Source organism: Mycobacterium sp. (genome assembly GCF_032162605.1).
GTDB lineage: Bacteria > Actinomycetota > Actinomycetes > Mycobacteriales > Mycobacteriaceae > Mycobacterium.
Map to the genome: position 1 here is coordinate 1 of NZ_JAVROT010000148.1, position 15,536 is coordinate 15,536.

The 15,536-nt window shown below is 66.7% G+C and carries 15 protein-coding genes and 1 pseudogene; 10 read left to right on the top strand and 6 right to left on the bottom strand.

Features of this window, described 5'->3' with window-relative positions:
- Both QOI01_RS09020 and QOI01_RS09025 read right to left on the bottom strand, forming a co-directional pair.
- The coding region (locus tag QOI01_RS09020; RefSeq protein ID WP_526380047.1) for an LpqN/LpqT family lipoprotein at nt 1-537 on the bottom strand (537 nt) is incomplete at its 3' end.
- Between the two features lie 156 nt (nt 538-693).
- Nucleotides 694-1,495, bottom strand: a pseudogene (locus QOI01_RS09025) (SDR family NAD(P)-dependent oxidoreductase).
- Between the two features lie 75 nt (nt 1,496-1,570).
- Here QOI01_RS09025 and QOI01_RS09030 point away from each other — a divergent pair.
- A complete protein-coding gene (locus tag QOI01_RS09030) occupies nt 1,571-1,963 on the top strand; it encodes a VOC family protein (protein ID WP_526380049.1) in 393 nt (130 codons plus the stop codon).
- On the opposite strand, the gene QOI01_RS09035 is transcribed toward QOI01_RS09030, so the two are convergent.
- The 4 genes from QOI01_RS09035 to QOI01_RS09050 are packed head-to-tail and all read right to left on the bottom strand — an operon-like array spanning nt 1,903 to nt 6,530.
- Nucleotides 1,903-2,643, bottom strand: coding sequence for a helix-turn-helix domain-containing protein (locus QOI01_RS09035; protein ID WP_526380051.1), 741 nt, complete (start codon nt 2,641-2,643; stop codon nt 1,903-1,905). The genes QOI01_RS09030 and QOI01_RS09035 overlap by 61 nt on opposite strands.
- Nucleotides 2,644-2,652: 9 nt before the next feature.
- Nucleotides 2,653-4,173 carry a long-chain-fatty-acid--CoA ligase FadD17 gene (gene fadD17 / locus QOI01_RS09040; protein WP_526380053.1) on the bottom strand — a complete coding sequence of 507 codons (1,521 nt, stop codon included), beginning with the start codon at nt 4,171-4,173 and terminating at the stop codon, nt 2,653-2,655.
- A gap of 44 nt (nt 4,174-4,217) precedes the next feature.
- Nucleotides 4,218-5,315 carry an acyl-CoA dehydrogenase family protein gene (locus tag QOI01_RS09045; RefSeq protein WP_526380055.1) on the bottom strand — a complete coding sequence of 366 codons (1,098 nt, stop codon included), beginning with the start codon at nt 5,313-5,315 and terminating at the stop codon, nt 4,218-4,220.
- 33 nt (nt 5,316-5,348) lie between these two features.
- The gene (locus QOI01_RS09050) at nt 5,349-6,530 is read right to left on the bottom strand and encodes an acyl-CoA dehydrogenase family protein (RefSeq protein ID WP_526380057.1); all 1,182 of its coding nucleotides are present in this window, start codon (nt 6,528-6,530) and stop codon (nt 5,349-5,351) included.
- Nucleotides 6,531-6,641: 111 nt separating this feature from the next.
- Between QOI01_RS09050 and QOI01_RS09055 the strand changes: the two genes are divergently transcribed.
- The 9 genes from QOI01_RS09055 to QOI01_RS09095 form a co-directional block, all read left to right on the top strand.
- Nucleotides 6,642-6,833 carry a ferredoxin gene (locus QOI01_RS09055; RefSeq protein ID WP_526380059.1) on the top strand — a complete coding sequence of 64 codons (192 nt, stop codon included), beginning with the start codon at nt 6,642-6,644 and terminating at the stop codon, nt 6,831-6,833.
- Between the two features lie 20 nt (nt 6,834-6,853).
- Entirely contained in the window at nt 6,854-7,795 is a 942-nt protein-coding gene (locus QOI01_RS09060; protein ID WP_526380061.1) for a 3-oxoacyl-ACP reductase, read from the top strand.
- Between the two features lie 278 nt (nt 7,796-8,073).
- Nucleotides 8,074-8,838, top strand: coding sequence for an MlaE family ABC transporter permease (locus tag QOI01_RS09065; RefSeq protein WP_526380063.1), 765 nt, complete (start codon nt 8,074-8,076; stop codon nt 8,836-8,838).
- Between the two features lie 25 nt (nt 8,839-8,863).
- Nucleotides 8,864-9,706, top strand: a complete 843-nt coding sequence (locus QOI01_RS09070) for an MlaE family ABC transporter permease (RefSeq protein ID WP_526380065.1) — start codon at nt 8,864-8,866, stop codon at nt 9,704-9,706.
- 12 nt (nt 9,707-9,718) lie between these two features.
- Entirely contained in the window at nt 9,719-10,915 is a 1,197-nt protein-coding gene (locus QOI01_RS09075) for an MCE family protein (protein WP_526380067.1), read from the top strand.
- Nucleotides 10,915-11,949: an MCE family protein gene (locus tag QOI01_RS09080; RefSeq protein ID WP_526380069.1), complete on the top strand. Its 1,035-nt coding sequence runs from the start codon at nt 10,915-10,917 to the stop codon at nt 11,947-11,949. Before QOI01_RS09075 ends, QOI01_RS09080 begins: the two co-directional genes overlap by 1 nt.
- A complete protein-coding gene (locus QOI01_RS09085; protein ID WP_526380071.1) occupies nt 11,942-13,000 on the top strand; it encodes a virulence factor Mce family protein in 1,059 nt (352 codons plus the stop codon). Before QOI01_RS09080 ends, QOI01_RS09085 begins: the two co-directional genes overlap by 8 nt.
- Entirely contained in the window at nt 12,997-14,403 is a 1,407-nt protein-coding gene (locus QOI01_RS09090; RefSeq protein WP_526380073.1) for a virulence factor Mce family protein, read from the top strand. The genes QOI01_RS09085 and QOI01_RS09090 overlap by 4 nt, the downstream gene beginning before the upstream one ends.
- A 2-nt stretch (nt 14,404-14,405) precedes the next feature.
- Nucleotides 14,406-15,536, top strand: a 1,131-nt coding sequence (locus tag QOI01_RS09095; RefSeq protein ID WP_526380075.1) for an MCE family protein, incomplete at its 3' end; no start/stop codon positions are given.

Genomic DNA, 15,536 nt, shown 5'->3' on the forward strand with positions numbered 1-15,536 from the left:
GAGCACATAGGCGGGGCAGACGCCCAGCTTGCTGGTTTCAGCTTTATTACCCGCCGTGTAGTCCGGAAGGTTGCTGAGCTCGCCGGGGGCCAGGTCGATGATCTGCTGCGGGTCGACGTCCCCGGTCAGCTTGGACATCAGCGCGACGATGTTCGGCGGGTCGGCCTCGAACTCCGCTCCGGTGTACACGATTGCGCCGTACGCGTAGTCGGGTGCCTCTTCCGGGCTCAGTGCCTTCCAGCCGTCCGGGACGGGCAGGTTCACGGCAGGCGCGCTGGGATCGCCCATCTTGATCCCGGTCTCCTGGATGTTGTTTTCCTTGATGTAGTCCGCGATGGTCGGATTGGGGCCTGCGACCTCCGGGTCCGTGGCCTGGGGCACCTTCGTCTTCTTCGAGGTGGCCGTCTCGCTGCTGGACGACTTGCTCGCACTCGAGCTGCTGGACGTTGCGGTCTTGGTGTCCGAGCCGCAGCCGGCCAGAACGACAGCAAGGGCCGTGAAGGCCACAGCCACACCGGTGAGTGCCGAAGCTCTCATGGGTTAACTCCTCGTTGCTCGGATTCGTGATTCGTGGACACTGCAGGCAAGCCCTGAGTACATCTAACTTGAAGTTTGAACCCGTGAAGTTGTCGTGAGTACCCCTCACGTCGCGCCGGTGCCTGTCGAGAAGTTGCTACGGCCGTGTTCGCGGCCTCAGGCCGGACCCAACGTGTAGACGCCGGTCTCGGGGTGCGGGTACCAACCACCCGCAGCGGCCGTACCGCCGTCCACGTGGATGGTCTGACCCGTGACGTAGGACGACATGTCCGACGCCAAGAAGACTGCCGCGCCCATCTCGTCGACGTGACCGGCACGTCCCATCGGAACCATGCGGGCCGCCCGAGTCAGGGACTGCGGCGTCGACATCGCCGTGAGGCCTTCGGTCAGGGTGAAGTCGGGGGCCAGGGCGTTGACGCGGATCCCGTGTGGTGCGAGCTCCAGCGCTGCGGTCTTCGTGTAGTTGACGACGCCGGCCTTGGCGGCCGCATACGCCGCGTACCCCGGGGCCGCGCGCACACCTTCGATCGACGTCACGGTGATGATGCTGCCGGCGATCCCGTGCGCGACCATCACCCGTGCGGCGCGCTGGGTGCACAGCAGGACGTGGCGAAGGTTGGCGCGGTACAGCGCATCCCATCCGTTCTCGGAGGTCTCGAGCAGCGGAGGGAAACACTCCACCGGCATTGTTGACCAACACCGAGACGGGTCCGAGCTCGGCGACCGTGCGCGCAAGTGCGGCGTCGACGTCCGAGGATTCGCGCACGTCGGCCACGATGCCCAGCCCGCCGACGGCTTCGGCGGCCGACGCACACGCCTCCGGGTTGCGCTCCCAGATCGCCACCCGTGCACCGAACGCCGCGAGGCCGTCGGCGACACCGCGTCCGATGCCCGCCCCGCCGCCGGTGACCACGGCCACGCGTCCCGTCAGCAGCACCGAGCTCGGATCGATCGTCATCGTGTCAGACTCTAGTGTTCGGGCCTGTCCGATTCGTTCACGACGCGGTCGCGAGAGCCGCCTACCGTGCAATGGATGAACGATTCGGTGAAGTCAGTCGTGGTGGAGATCGTGGCGCGTGACGTCACGCGGTCGTTGGACTTCTACCGGCTGCTCGGGCTGGCGATACCGGACCCGGAGGCCCCGCACGTCGAGGTGGTGCTGCCGGGGGGCAACACGCTGGCCTTCGACACCGAGGAGGTCATCGCGGGCATGCATCCTGGGTGGTCGCCGCCAACGGGGACGGGTCGAGTCGCCATCGCCTTTGGCTTCGCCGCGCCGCAAGCCGTGGACGCAACGTTCGAACGGCTCACCGCCGCAGGTCATCCCGGCACGCTTGCGCCCTTCGATGCGCCATGGGGCCAGCGCTATGCCACGGTCGAGGATCCCGACGGCACCTCGGTCGACCTCTTCGCGCCATTGACGTAGTCGGTGAACTGACCGGCGGCCAACGCCGTCACCGTCGTGCCCGCCAACGCGCGCACCTCGCGGTGCAGATGCGGTTGGTCCGCGTATCCGGCCGCGACGGCCACATCCGCCAACGACCGGCCGGTCCGAAGTAGGGACATCGCCCGGCGAAACCGGAGGATGCGGCGCAACGTCGCGGGCCCGTAACCGTAGACGGTGCGACACTGTCGTTGCAGGGTGCGGCTGGACCAGCCCGTCTCGCGGGCGACCCGTCCGGCGGATGTCCCCGCCGCAAGGGCGGCGGTCAGGCTCCCGAGGGCCTGCATCGACCACGGCGACGTCTCGCGTCGCTCGGGCCGGGACGCGAGCTCGCGGGCGACCACCGTGAGCGGCGCGCGGGAATCCACGGTGCACAGCTCGTCGAGCGCTACCCGCAGCCCGACCAACTCCGCGGCGGGCACGCCGAGCAGCCGAGGAAGCGCACCGGGACGAAACCTCAGACCCACCACCGGACTGCGGCCGCGTGAGGTGATCAGGGCACAGGTGTCCGGGCCCGCGACGACCACGCGGTCGTCCATCCGGATGAGGTCCATGCACCCGTCGGGAAGCACGCGCGCAGTTTCGCCGTGCCCCCGTGCCATCCAGCCGGTCTCGACGAGATCGCGCAGGCCGTTCGGTGGCGCGATTTCGTGGTATCCCATGTCCTCACGCTACCGCTGGATGCCGAACACCGGATCCGTGCAGTCCAGCGCCTCGGCGGACAGCAACCGCTTGATCACCTTGAACGTCTCGGTGCGGGGCAGGGCCGAGCTGATCCGGACGAACGTGGGCCACTGCTTTCCCCCGAGATCCGGCTGGTCGGCCAGGAAGGCCGCGAACCCGTCGGGGTCGAACGTCACGCCCGGCGACAACACCAGCGCCGCCATCACCCGGTCGCCGATGGCCGGATCGGGGATCGCGTAGACGGCAGCCTCGAGAACGTCGTTGTGCCGCAGGATGACTCGTTCGATGGGCGCGGTGCCGAGATTCTCACCGTCGACGCGCATCCAGTCACCGAGGCGACCGGCGAAGTAGGCGTAGCCCGCCTCGTCGCGGTATGCGAGGTCACCGCTGTGGTAGACGCCCCCGGTCATCCGTTCGGTCTCGGCGGCTTCGTCGCCGTAGTAGCCGCGAAACCAGCCGCGGCCCTTGGGGTTCACCAACTCGCCGACCTTCCCCGGCGGACACGGCTCACCGGTCTCGACGTCCACGATGGCGACCTCGTCGGTGAGCGATCCGAGTGAGCCATCCGGCGTGTCAGGGGTCCGCACTATCGCGATGCCGCCCTCCGTCGAACCGAATCCGTCGACGACGAAGGTGCCGAACCTGCTGGCGAACCGCGGCAGGTCGCGGGGTGCGCCCTCGTTGCCGTACATGAAACGCAACGGGTTGTCCGAGTCGTCGTCGCGCGCCCGCGTGGCCAGGATGTACGACAGAGGTTTGCCGACGTAGTTCGCGTAGGTCGCGCCGAAGCGACGCACGTCTGGGATGAACTGTGACGCGGAGAACCTGCGCCGCAAGGCAATCGAGCCTCCGGCGGCCACCGCCACGGCCCAGCCGGCCATGATGGCGTTGGAGTGGAACAGGGGCATCGAGAGGTAGAACGTGTCGTCCCGATCCAGCCCGAACCGGCGGGCGAGCATCGTCCCCGGAAAGGCCACCTTGTCATGGGTGACGCGGACGGCCTTGGGTTCACCGCTGGTGCCCGAGGTGAAGATCAGCATGTACAGGTCGTCGGGACCGATGTCGGCGAACGTCACCGCAGTGTCGGCGTGGGCCGCCAGCTCATCGGTCCATGCAGGAGATTCGACGTCGATGCACGGGACATCGTCGGGCAGTGCGTCCAAAAGGGCGGTCACGTCATCGGTCAGCACCAGTTGGCAGTCGGCGCGGGCGACGTCACGGGCGAAGGCCTCACCCCGACGCGTCGGATTGAGTCCGACCGGGACCAGGCCCGCCAGGCCCGCCGCCACCAGTACCGTCGAGAAGAACGTGGTGTTGCCGAGCAGGACCCCGACGTGTGGGGGCTTACCGGGGTCGAGTCGACCCCGAAGCGCCGCGGACAACTGGGCCCCGGCGCGCAAGTGGTCGCGCCAGCTGACGAAGGAATCACCTTCGTAGACACCGCGATCGGTGACGTCGACCAGAGGCGCCAGCAGGTCCGTGACGGTTGGATTGCGTTCCTCGGTCACCTCGGGCGGAACCTTCCCCCGTCGCTTCGCTCGCCCCGGATGGATCAGGCAGGTGTCTCGGCCAATTCGCGGCCGATGCGCAAGAGCTGCCCGGTGGCGCCGCCCACGGCGAACTCCGTCTGCTTCGCGGCGAGGAAGTATCGGTGCACCGGATGATCGATGTCTATACCGACGCCGCCGTGCACGTGCACCGTGGTGTGCGCTACGCGGTGGCCCGCCTCCGCCGCCCAGAACGCGGCGGTGCCGACCTCGAGGTCGGCGGGCAGATCCTCGGACAGTCGCCACGCCGCCTGCGTCACGGTCAGGCGCAGGCCCTTGATGTCGATGTAGGCGTCGGCCAGTCGCTGACCGACGGCCTGAAAGCTGCCGATGGGCCGGTCGAACTGCTCGCGCTCCCTGGCGTACTGCGCGGTCAGTTCGAGCGCGCGCTCGAGCACACCGAGCTGAAGGGCGCTGCGGCCGAACGTGCCCCGAGTCGTCAGCCAGGACACGACCGCTTCGCCGCCGACCAGGCGGCCGGCGTCGACGTCGGCACCCTGGAACTCCAGGTGACCGACGCTGCCGTGGCCCGTGGTGTCGAGCGAGCTGACCGTGACGCCGGGTTCGCCGGCGGCGACGAGGAATACCTTGACACCCGAATCGGATTCGGCGGGTACCAGGAACGCGTCGGCGACCGGTCCGTAACCGACGAGCGCCCTGGTGCCGGTCAGCCGGTAGCCCTCGCCGACGGACTGGGCCTGCACCGGACCCTGGCCCATCTCGGCCTCGAGCGCGACGGTCAGGATCTTCTCGCCCCTGACCGCGGGAGCGGCCCAGTCCCGTTGCAGTGCTTCGGAGCCGAACTTCCCGAGGGCGCCCGCGGCCAGCACCACGGACTCCAGGTAGGGCACGGCGGCGATCTGACGGCCGAGTGCGACCAGTACCGCGGCTTGCTCGAGCACTCCGAAACCGCCTCCGCCCAACGATTCCGGCGCGGCCGTCGAGAGGATGTCGGCGTCGATGAGCTTCGACCACAGGTCGCGGTCGAGGCGCTCGTCGAGCTTGTCGAGTTCGCGCTGGCGTTCCGGCGTGCACACCGAGTCGATGATCGAGCGCGCAAGGCCGCCAAGGTCGTTCGCGGCCTCGGTGGTGGTGAAGTCCATGGTCGTCCTATCGGTTCGGGAGGGCACGCGGAGCTAGCGGTTGACCCGGGGTAGACCCAGGGCGACCATGCCGATGATGTCGCGCTGAATCTCGTTGGTGCCGCCGCCGAAGGTCAGGATCAGGCACGACCGGTGCATCCGCTCGATGCGGCCCCGCAGCAGCGCGCCGGGGGAGTCGGAGCGCAAGGTGGCCGCCGTTCCCAGCACCTCCATCAGCAGGCGGTAGGCCTCCGTGGCCAATTCGGTGCCGTAGACCTTGGCGGCCGACGCGTCGGCCGGTGAGGGGGCTTCGTCGGTTGACGCGAGCTCCCAGTTGATCAGCTTGAGCACCTCGCCCTTGGCGTGCACGCGAGCCAGGTTGAGCTGCACCCACTCCGAGTCGATCAGCCGGTTGCCGTGGACGTCCTTGGTGTTCTGCGCCCACTCGCGGACGGCGCCGAGCGCGGCGAAGATCGGCTGGGCCGACACCAGGGCGACGCGCTCGTGGTTGAGCTGGTTGGTCACCAGCTTCCAGCCGGCGTTCTCCTCGCCGACGAGATTGCTCATCGGGATCCGCACGTCCTGGTAGTACGTGGCGCTGGTGTCGACGCCGGACATCGTGTGCACCGGCGTCCAGGAGAAGCCGTCCGCCGTGGTCGGCATGATGAGCATCGAGATGCCCCGGTGCTTCTTGGCCTCGGGGTTGGTGCGGACGGCCAGCCACACGTAGTCCGCATAGGCGATCAGGCTGGTCCACATCTTCTGGCCGTTGACGACGTAGTCGTCGCCGTCTCGGACCGCGGTGGTGCGCAGGGCGGCGAGGTCGGTGCCCGCCCCCGGCTCGGAGTAGCCGATCGAGAAGTGCAGCTCACCCGCGGCGATCTTGGGCAGGAAGAACTTCTTCTGCTCGTCGGTGCCGAACGCCATGATCGTCGGCGCCACGCTGTTGATGGTCAGGAACGGCACAGGCACGTTGGCGATGGAGGCCTCGTCGTTGAAGATGAGCCCCTCCATCGGGGTGCGGGCCTGCCCGCCGAACTCCTTGGGCCAGGACAGCGTCAGCCACCCGTCTGCGCCCATCTGCTTGACGGTGTCGCGGTACACGCTGCCGCGCCCCATCTCGCCGCCGTCGCCCGCGCTGAGCGCCTCGGCCCGCTCCGGGGTCATCAGCTTGGTGAAGTACGAGCGCAACTCGCGGCGCAACTCCTCTTGCTCGGGGCTGTAGCCGATCCGCATCGCTCAAGTCCTCACTATCTCGGGGGTACCCGTGGGCCTCCCCGGTTGTAACACGTTCTAGTCTTGGAATCCAGGCCGGTCATTCCGGGCCCGAGCGGGAGGAGACTTGTCATGCGAGTGGAAGTTGACCGTGATCGCTGCGAAGGTAACGCGGTGTGCGTCGGTATCGCCCCGGACCTCTTCGATCTCGATGACGACGACTATGCCGTGATCAAGGCCGATCCGGTGCCCGACGGCCAGGAGGACCTGGCCGAGCAGTCGATCGCCGAATGCCCAAGAGCAGCCCTCATCCGCAAGGACTAAAAGACTAGAGGTATTCATAAATGAGCACGGAATCCAGCCCGACGGGCCTTCCCGACAGCGCGACCGATCTTTCCGGACTGGTCGCGGTGGTGACGGGTGCGGCCGCAGGACTGGGCCGCGCCGAGGCCATCGGCTTGGCCAGGGCCGGTGCGACGGTGGTCGTCAACGACATCGCGGGCGCCCTCGACAAGTCCGACGTCCTCGACGAGATCGCGGCCGCGGGATCCAAGGGCATCGCCGTCGCGGGTGACATCAGTGCGCGCAACACCGCCGACGAGCTGGTGGCCACCGCCGACGGCCTCGGCGGGCTGTCGATCGTGGTGAACAACGCGGGGATCACCCGCGACCGGATGCTGTTCAACATGACCGACGAGGACTGGGACGCCGTCATCGCCGTGCACTTGCGCGGTCACTTCCTGCTCACCCGCAACGCCGCCACGTACTGGCGGGACAAGGCCAAGCAGAACGGCGGCACCGTCTACGGCCGCATCGTCAACACCTCCTCGGAGGCAGGGCTCGCAGGCCCGGTCGGTCAGGCCAACTACGGCGCGGCCAAGGCGGGCATCACCTCGCTGACCCTGACGGCGGCCCGCGGGCTCTGTCGGTACGGCGTCCGCGCCAACGCGATCGCACCGCGCGCCAGGACCGCGATGACCGCCGACGTCTTCGGCGAAGCGCCCCAGCTCGAGGAGGGGCGGGTCGACGGGTTGTCGCCCGAGCACGTCGTGACGTTGGTGCAGTTCCTCTCGTCGCCCGCGGCGGAAGGGGTCAACGGACAGCTGTTCATCGTCTATGGTCCGACTGTCACGCTCGTGGCGGCGCCCGTGGCGGAGAAGCACTTCACCGCGGACTCGGATGCCTGGGGCGTCGGCGATCTCGGTTCCACCCTGCACGAGTACTTTGCTGACCGGGACCCCGAACGGGGTTTCTCGGCCACCGGATTGATGGACTCGCGAGACTGACAGTCTCAATTGTCAGTGTGCTGTGAGCGTTAGAACACGTTACAGAACGATCTTCGCCACACCCGCCTTGACCAGCATAAATATACTTATAATTACGGATGTTGCGGTTCTTTGACACTGCGAACGTGTTCTAGTTAATATGATCCGGCTCACTACGAGCGCCGCTTGACCGAGGGGTGCGAAGGGCGTCGCCGCGGGTAGTCCCGGACGATTCGCCATCACCACCGCTCGCCCCCCGTGTCCCAGAAACCCCCCGTGTCCCAGAAACGGAGCCCAGGTTGATCGAACAGCTCTCGGCTCCGGCCCGGGCCGTGGGTGGCTTCGTCGAGATGTCCCTGGACACCTTCATCAAGATCTTCCGCAGGCCCTTCCAGTTTCGCGAGTTCCTCGAACAGACGTGGATGATCGCCCGTGTCTCCCTGATCCCCACGCTTCTGGTCGCCATCCCCTTCACGGTCCTGGTCTCGTTCACGCTCAACATCCTGCTGCGCGAGCTCGGCGCCGCCGACCTGTCCGGTGCGGGCACTGCGTTCGGTACCATCACGCAGCTCGGCCCGGTGGTGACGGTGCTCGTCGTCGCCGGTGCAGGCGCGACGGCGATCTGTGCCGACCTCGGCGCCCGCACCATCCGCGAGGAGATCGACGCGATGCGCGTTCTCGGCATCGACCCGATCCAGCGCCTGGTGGTTCCGCGGGTGCTCGCGTCGACGGTGGTGGCCCTGCTGCTCAACGGGTTGGTCTGCGCGATCGGCATCACGGGCGGCTACGTCTTCTCCGTCTATCTTCAGGGCGTCAACCCCGGCGCCTTCATCAACGGCCTCACCGTGCTCACCGGCCTCGGTGAGCTGGTGCTCGCCGAGGTGAAGGCGCTGATGTTCGGCGTCGTCGCCGGCCTGGTGGGCTGCTATCGCGGATTGACCGTCAAGGGTGGGCCCAAGGGCGTTGGCGTAGCCGTCAACGAGACCGTCGTCTACGCATTCATCGGGCTCTTCGTGATCAACGTCATCATGACAGCCATCGGCGTGAGAGTGCTGGCAAGATGATTGCTTGCGCAAAAAGAAGTCAGTCATGAGTTACGACGCGACACTGCGCTTTCGGCGCCTCTTCCGCGGCGTGCCGAAGGCCATCGACGTCATCGGCGAGCAAGCCCTCTTCTACGGCGAATCGATCCGCTATATCCCCAATGCGCTGACCCGCTACCGCAAGGAGACCATTCGCCTCATCGCCGAGATGACCATGGGCGCCGGAGCCCTGGTGATGATCGGCGGTACGGTCGGGGTGGCCGCGTTCCTGACGCTGGCCTCCGGTGGTGTCATTGCGGTGCAGGGTTATTCGTCGCTCGGCAACATCGGCATCGAGGCGCTGACCGGCTTCCTGTCCGCGTTCCTCAACGTTCGCATCGTCGCCCCCGTCATCGCGGGAATCGCGTTGGCGGCGACGATCGGCGCAGGCACCACGGCACAGCTGGGCGCCATGCGCGTCGCCGAGGAGATCGACGCCGTGGAGGCGATGGCCGTGCACTCGGTGTCCTACCTGGTGTCGACGCGGATCATCGCCGGGCTGATCGCGATCGTGCCGTTGTACTCGCTGTCGGTGCTGGCGGCATTCTTCGCCGCGCGGTTCACCACCGTCTTCATCAACGGGCAGTCGGCAGGCCTGTACGACCACTACTTCAACACATTCTTGGTGCCCACCGACCTGTTGTGGTCCTTCCTCCAGGCCATCGTCATGTCCGTGGCCGTGATGTTGGTGCACACGTACTACGGCTACAACGCCTCCGGCGGTCCCGTCGGCGTCGGCATCGCCGTCGGACAGGCCGTGCGCACCTCCCTGATCGTGGTGGTCACCATCACGCTCTTCATCTCCCTGGCCGTCTACGGCGCGTCGGGCAACTTCAACCTCTCCGGATAGGCGGGAACGTCGATGGGTGACGCCAAGCGCAGCCATGTGAGGATCGCCGCCGCGGTCCTCGTGGCTGTCGTGCTGGCGGCCGCCGTCTTCACCTACCTCTCGTACACCGCGGCGTTCACGCCCACCGAGCCCGTGACGGTGACGGCACCAAGGGCCGGTCTGGTGATGGAGACCGACGCGAAGGTGAAGTACCGCGGCATCCAGATCGGCAAGGTCGAATCCATCGACTACGCGGGCGATCAGGCCAAGCTGACGCTCGCGATCGACAGCAGCGAACTGCGCTACGTCCCGTCGAATGCGAAGGTGCGCATCGCAGGTACCACGGTCTTCGGCGCCAAGTCGGTGGAGTTCCTTGAGCCCGCGGACCCGAAGGGCGGCTCGCTGCGCTCCGGCACACAGGTGCATGCCGCCGACGTGCAGCTCGAGGTGAACACCCTCTTCGAGACCCTGACCAACACCCTGCTGAAGGTCGACCCGATCAGCCTCAATGCCACGCTCTCGGCACTCGGTGAAGGGCTGCGGGGCCACGGCGATGATCTCGGCGCGACGCTGGCTGGGCTGAATTACTATCTGCAGCAATTCAATCCGAAGCTACCCGCTCTCCAACAGGTGTTCCAGAAGACGGCCGTGGTGGGCAACGTCTACGCCGACGCCGCACCCGACCTGGTCACGGTGTTCGACAACGCGCCCACGATCAGCAAGACCGTCGTCGACCAGCAGGACAACCTCAACGCCACGCTGCTGGCCGCCACCGGCCTGGCCAACAACGGCACCGCCACGCTGCAGCCCGCGGCCGACGACCTCATCGCCGCGATCCAGCGGCTGCGTGCGCCGCTGAAGGTCCTCGCTGACTACTCGCCCGAGCTCGGCTGCATCTTCTCGGGCACGAAGAAGGCAGTCGACACGTTCGCGCCCATCATCGGTGGTGTTCGGCCCGGCCTCTTCGTGGCATCGAACTTCCTGCCAGGAGCCCCCGCGTACACCTACCCGGAGAGCCTGCCGATCGTCAACGCATCCGGCGGCCCCAACTGTCGCGGGCTGCCGAACACGCCCAGCAAGCAATACGGCGGATCGTGGTATCACACGCCGTTCCTGGTCACCGACAACGCGTACATCCCGTACCAGCCGAACACCGAGCTGCAGTTCGACGCTCCGTCGACACTGCAGTTCCTGTTCCACGGCGCCTACGCGGAAAGGGATGACTTCTAGTGAAACGCGATCGGACGCTGATCAACGTCAGCATCTTCACCGTGGTCATGCTCTTGGTGGCCGCCGGTTTGATCGTCGTGTTCGGCCAGTTCCGCTTCGCCGCGGGCAACACCTTTCACGCCACCTTCGCCGACGCGTCGCGCCTCAAGGCGGGTCAGGACGTGCGGATCGCCGGGGTGCCCGTCGGCTCGGTGAAGGCCGTCGAGCTCAACCCCGACAACACCGTCGACGTGAAGTTCGACGTCAGCAACCGCTACCAGCTGTACACCTCGACCAGGGCACTGGTGCGCTACCAGAACCTCGTCGGCGACCGATACCTCGAGATCACCTCGGGCCCGGGCGATCTGCGCAAGCTGCCGGCGGGCGCGACCATCGCCAAGGAGAACACCCAGCCCGCGCTCGACCTCGACGCGCTGCTCGGCGGACTGCGTCCGGTGCTCAAGGGTCTCGACGGCAACAAGGTCAACGAGATCAGTAACGCGGTCATCGAACTTCTGCAGGGCCAGGGCGGCTCGTTGTCGACGCTGCTCGCCAGCACGTCGTCGTTCACGCAGGGCCTGGCAGCCCGCGATCAGCTGATCGGCGACACGATCAACAACCTGAACGCCGTGCTCGGCACCGTCGATCAGAAGGGTGCCCAGTTCGACGCCAGCATCGATCAGCTGCAGCAGTTGATCACCGGACTCGCCCAGAACCGCGACCCGATCGCAGGCGCCATCCCGCCGCTGGCGTCGGCGACCAGCGACCTGACCGGCCTGTTGAAGCAGAGCCGACGTCCGGTGCAGGGCGTGATCGAGAACCTTCGGCCCTTCGCGCAGCGGATGGACGAGCGCAAGGCCGACGTCAACAAGGTCATCGAGCCGCTTGCGGAGAATTATCTGCGGCTCAACGCTCTTGGCGCCTACGGTTCGTTCTTCAACATCTACTACTGCTCGATTCGGTTGAAGATCAACGGTCCCGCAGGCAGTGACATCCTGATCCCGTTCGGTGGCCCACCGGATCCGTCGAAGGGGAGGTGCTCGGCGAATGGCTAGGGCTGGCGAAAGCAATCCCACCCGCACCGGGATCTTCGGGATCGCCTTGGTGGCGTGCCTGGTGCTGGTCTCGTTCGGCTACACCAGCCTGCCGTTCTGGCCGCAGGGCAAGAACTACGAGGCGTACTTCACCGACGCGGGCGGCATCACCGCCGGCAACGATGTCAGCGTCTCGGGCATCAAGGTCGGCAAGGTCTCCTCGGTCGAGCTCGCGGGTGAATCCGCCAAGGTCAACTTCACCGTCGACCGCAAGATACAGGTGGGCGACCAGACGCTGGTGTCGATCAAGACCGACACCGTCCTCGGTCAGAAGTCCCTCGCGGTGTCGCCAAAGGGTTCGGGAAGCTCGACGGTGATTCCGTTGGGCCGCACCACGACTCCGTACACTCTCAACACTGCGCTGCAGGATCTCGGGAGGAACGCGGGCGAGTTGGACAAGCCCAAGTTCGAGCAGGCGCTACAGACACTGACCGACACGCTGCACGATGCGACGCCCCAACTGCGCGGTGCGCTCGATGGGGTCGCGGACCTCTCGCGCAGCCTCAACAAGCGCGACGCGGCCCTCGAACAGCTGCTCGGCCACGCCAAGAAGGTGTCTGACACGCTGGCGCAACGCGCGGGTCAGGTCAACCAGCTCATCACCGACGGCAATCAGCTGTTTGCGGCGCTCGACGAGAAGCGCCAGGCGTTGAGTAACCTGATCGGTGGCATCCAGGGTGTCTCGGAACAGCTTTCGGGTTTCGTCGCCGACAACAAGCGTGAGTTCGGACCCGCTCTGCAGAAGCTGAACGCCGTGCTCGACAACCTGTTGCAGCGGCGCGACCACATCGGCGAGGCCCTGCGCAGGCTCCCGCCCTACGCGACCGCCCTTGGCGAGGTCGTCGGCTCCGGTCCCGGCTTCCAGATCAACCTCTACGGTCTGCCGCCAGCCACCATCTCCGAAGTGCTGCTCGACACCTACTTCCAGCCGGGCAAGCTGCCGAACAGCCTCGCCGACTACCTGCGCGGACTCATCTCGGAGCGGGCGATCATAAGGCCGAAGTCGCCATGACACACCATGATTCAACGGGCATTCCCAAGAGGTGGCTGCGCCTCGCGGTCATCGCCATGCTTCTCGCGGGCTTGGTCGGGGGTGCCTTCGTGCTCTGGCCCGCGGGCAAGGGTCACGAGGTCGTCGCGTACTTCCCGTCCACCGTCGGGCTGTACCCGGGCGACGACGTGAGGGTGGTCGGCGTGCCGGTCGGCACCATCGAGACCATCGATCCCCGCGCCAACGACGTCAAGGTCACCATCAAGGTGGACGATGGCGTCAAGCTGCCCGCTGATGCGCGCGCCCTCATCATCGCGCCGAACCTGGTGTCGGCCAGATTCATTCAGTTCACGCCCGCCTACAAGAGCGGTCCCACTCTCGCCGATGGCGCGCAGATCGGACTGGACCGCACCGGTGTTCCCGTCGAGTGGGACGACGTCAAGGAGCAGCTCACCCAGCTCAGTGCCTCGCTGGGGCCACAGCAGGGCGAAGTGCAGGGCCCGCTTGGCGCGGTCATCAACCAGGCCGCCGACACGTTCGACGGCAACGGTGACTCGTTCCGCAACGCCCTGCGCGAACTCTCGCAGACCGCGGGCCGGCTCGGCGACTCCCGCACGGACCTGTTCGGCACGGTGCGCAACCTACAGGTGCTGGTGAACGCACTGGCGAACAGCAACGAGCAGATCGTGCAGTTCTCCAACCACGTCGCCTCGGTGTCACAGGTGCTGGCGGACAGCTCCAAAGACCTCGACCAGACCCTCGGCACCCTCAATCAGGCATTGGCCGACGTCAAGGGCTTCCTCAACGAGAACAACTCGGCGTTGATCGGGCAGATCGGCAAGCTGACCGACTTCACCAACATCCTCACCGAGCACAGTGACGACATCGAGCAGGTCCTGCACATCACGCCCAACGGTCTGCAGAACTTCTACAACATCTACAACCCCGCCCAGGGCACCGTCGGGGGTCTGCTGTCGCTGCCTAACTTCGCGAACCCCGTGCAGTTCATCTGCGGTGGCACGTTCGACACCGGTGCCAACCCGGACAACTACAAGCGCGCCGAGATCTGCCGCCAGCGGATGGGCCCGGTGTTGAAGCGCCTCGCGGTGAACTACCCGCCGGTCCTGTTCCACCCGATCAACAGCATCACGGCGTACAAGGGCCAGATCATCTATGACACACCCGAGACCGAGGCCAAGGCGCAGACGCCGGTGCCGTACCTGCAGTGGCAGCCGGCACCGGGCGTGACACCGCCGACCGTCGGACCCGACGGCAGGCTCAGCGATCTCATTCTGCCGCCGCCCGCGCAGCTCGGTCAGATCTCGCCTGCGGGCCCCGTGCCCGCGGCCCCGCCGATGGGGCCAGGTCCGCTGCCGGGGCCCCCACCGGCGCAACCGTTGCCTGCCGAGTCGGGGGGTGGCTAGTCATGCTGATAACGAAGACAGCGCTGACGGCGAAGACTGCGAAGTCCCTGCGTCACAAGGCCTTACGTGCAAGCCGGAACACCGTCGCCATCGGTTCGGGCGCGGTGCTGCTGGCGGGTTGCGCGTTCGGCGGCCTTAACTCGGTGGACATGCCGGGCACCGAGGGCCACGGCAGCGGCGCGTACAACATCACCGTCGAGCTTCCCGACGTGGCGACGCTGCCGCAGAACTCTCCGGTGATGGTCGACGACGTGACGGTCGGCAGCGTGTCCGGCATCGAGGCCGTGCAACGGCCCGACGGCAGCTTCTTCGCCGCCGTCAAGGTGTCCCTGAACGGGAACGTCGACCTTCCCGGGAACGCCACGGCCAAGGTCGCCCAGACGTCGCTCCTCGGTTCGCAGCACATCGACCTCTCGGCTCCGGTCGATCAGGCCGGTCAGGGTCGGCTCAAGGAGGGCTCCAACATCCCGTTGTCGCGGGCCGGGCGCTATCCGACCACCGAAGAGGTGCTGTCGTCGCTCGGCGTCGTCGTCAACAAGGGCAATCTCGGTGCGCTGCAAGACGTCACCGACGAGTTGTACACGGCCGTGGCGGGCCGGACGGGTCAGTTCACCGACCTGATTCCGCGGCTGGCCGAGTTGACCACGTCGCTGGACCAGCAGACGACGGACATCGTCGCCGCGCTCGACGGGTTGAACCGCTTCGCGGGCATCCTCGCCCGCGGCAAGGACAGCCTGGGCCGCACGCTGGACTCGCTGCCCGCCGCGCTGAAGGTGCTCAACGACAACCGGGCCAACATCGTCGATGCCTTCACCGCGTTGCGCACCTTCGCGAACGTCGGATCACGCGTGCTGTCCGGTATCAAGGACGACTTCGCGGCCGACTTCAAGGACCTCTATCCGGTCATCAGGGCGTTCAACGACAACGTCGACGACTTCATCTCGGACCTGGAACTGCTGCCGACCTTCCCGTTCCACTACAAGTACCTTCGCAACGCCGTGCGCGGCGACTACCTGAACGTCTTCGTGACGTTCGACCTGACGGTGCGGCGTTTTGGTGAGTCGATCTTCACCACCTCGAAGGGCTTCGACCCGAACATGAAGCACCTCGACGAGGTCATCAACCCGCCTGAC

What these genes read in the sequence shown, in the direction of transcription:
- QOI01_RS09030 (WP_526380049.1), top strand. Translation starts at nt 1,571, where the DNA reads ATGAACGATTCGGTGAAGTCAGTCGTGGTGGAGATCGTGGCGCGTGAC.
- QOI01_RS09035 (WP_526380051.1), bottom strand. Translation starts at nt 2,643, where the DNA reads ATGGGATACCACGAAATCGCGCCACCGAACGGCCTGCGCGATCTCGTC.
- QOI01_RS09045 (WP_526380055.1), bottom strand. Translation starts at nt 5,315, where the DNA reads ATGGACTTCACCACCACCGAGGCCGCGAACGACCTTGGCGGCCTTGCG.
- QOI01_RS09050 (WP_526380057.1), bottom strand. Translation starts at nt 6,530, where the DNA reads ATGCGGATCGGCTACAGCCCCGAGCAAGAGGAGTTGCGCCGCGAGTTG.
- QOI01_RS09055 (WP_526380059.1), top strand. Translation starts at nt 6,642, where the DNA reads ATGCGAGTGGAAGTTGACCGTGATCGCTGCGAAGGTAACGCGGTGTGC.
- QOI01_RS09060 (WP_526380061.1), top strand. Translation starts at nt 6,854, where the DNA reads ATGAGCACGGAATCCAGCCCGACGGGCCTTCCCGACAGCGCGACCGAT.
- QOI01_RS09070 (WP_526380065.1), top strand. Translation starts at nt 8,864, where the DNA reads ATGAGTTACGACGCGACACTGCGCTTTCGGCGCCTCTTCCGCGGCGTG.
- QOI01_RS09075 (WP_526380067.1), top strand. Translation starts at nt 9,719, where the DNA reads ATGGGTGACGCCAAGCGCAGCCATGTGAGGATCGCCGCCGCGGTCCTC.
- QOI01_RS09085 (WP_526380071.1), top strand. Translation starts at nt 11,942, where the DNA reads ATGGCTAGGGCTGGCGAAAGCAATCCCACCCGCACCGGGATCTTCGGG.
- QOI01_RS09090 (WP_526380073.1), top strand. Translation starts at nt 12,997, where the DNA reads ATGACACACCATGATTCAACGGGCATTCCCAAGAGGTGGCTGCGCCTC.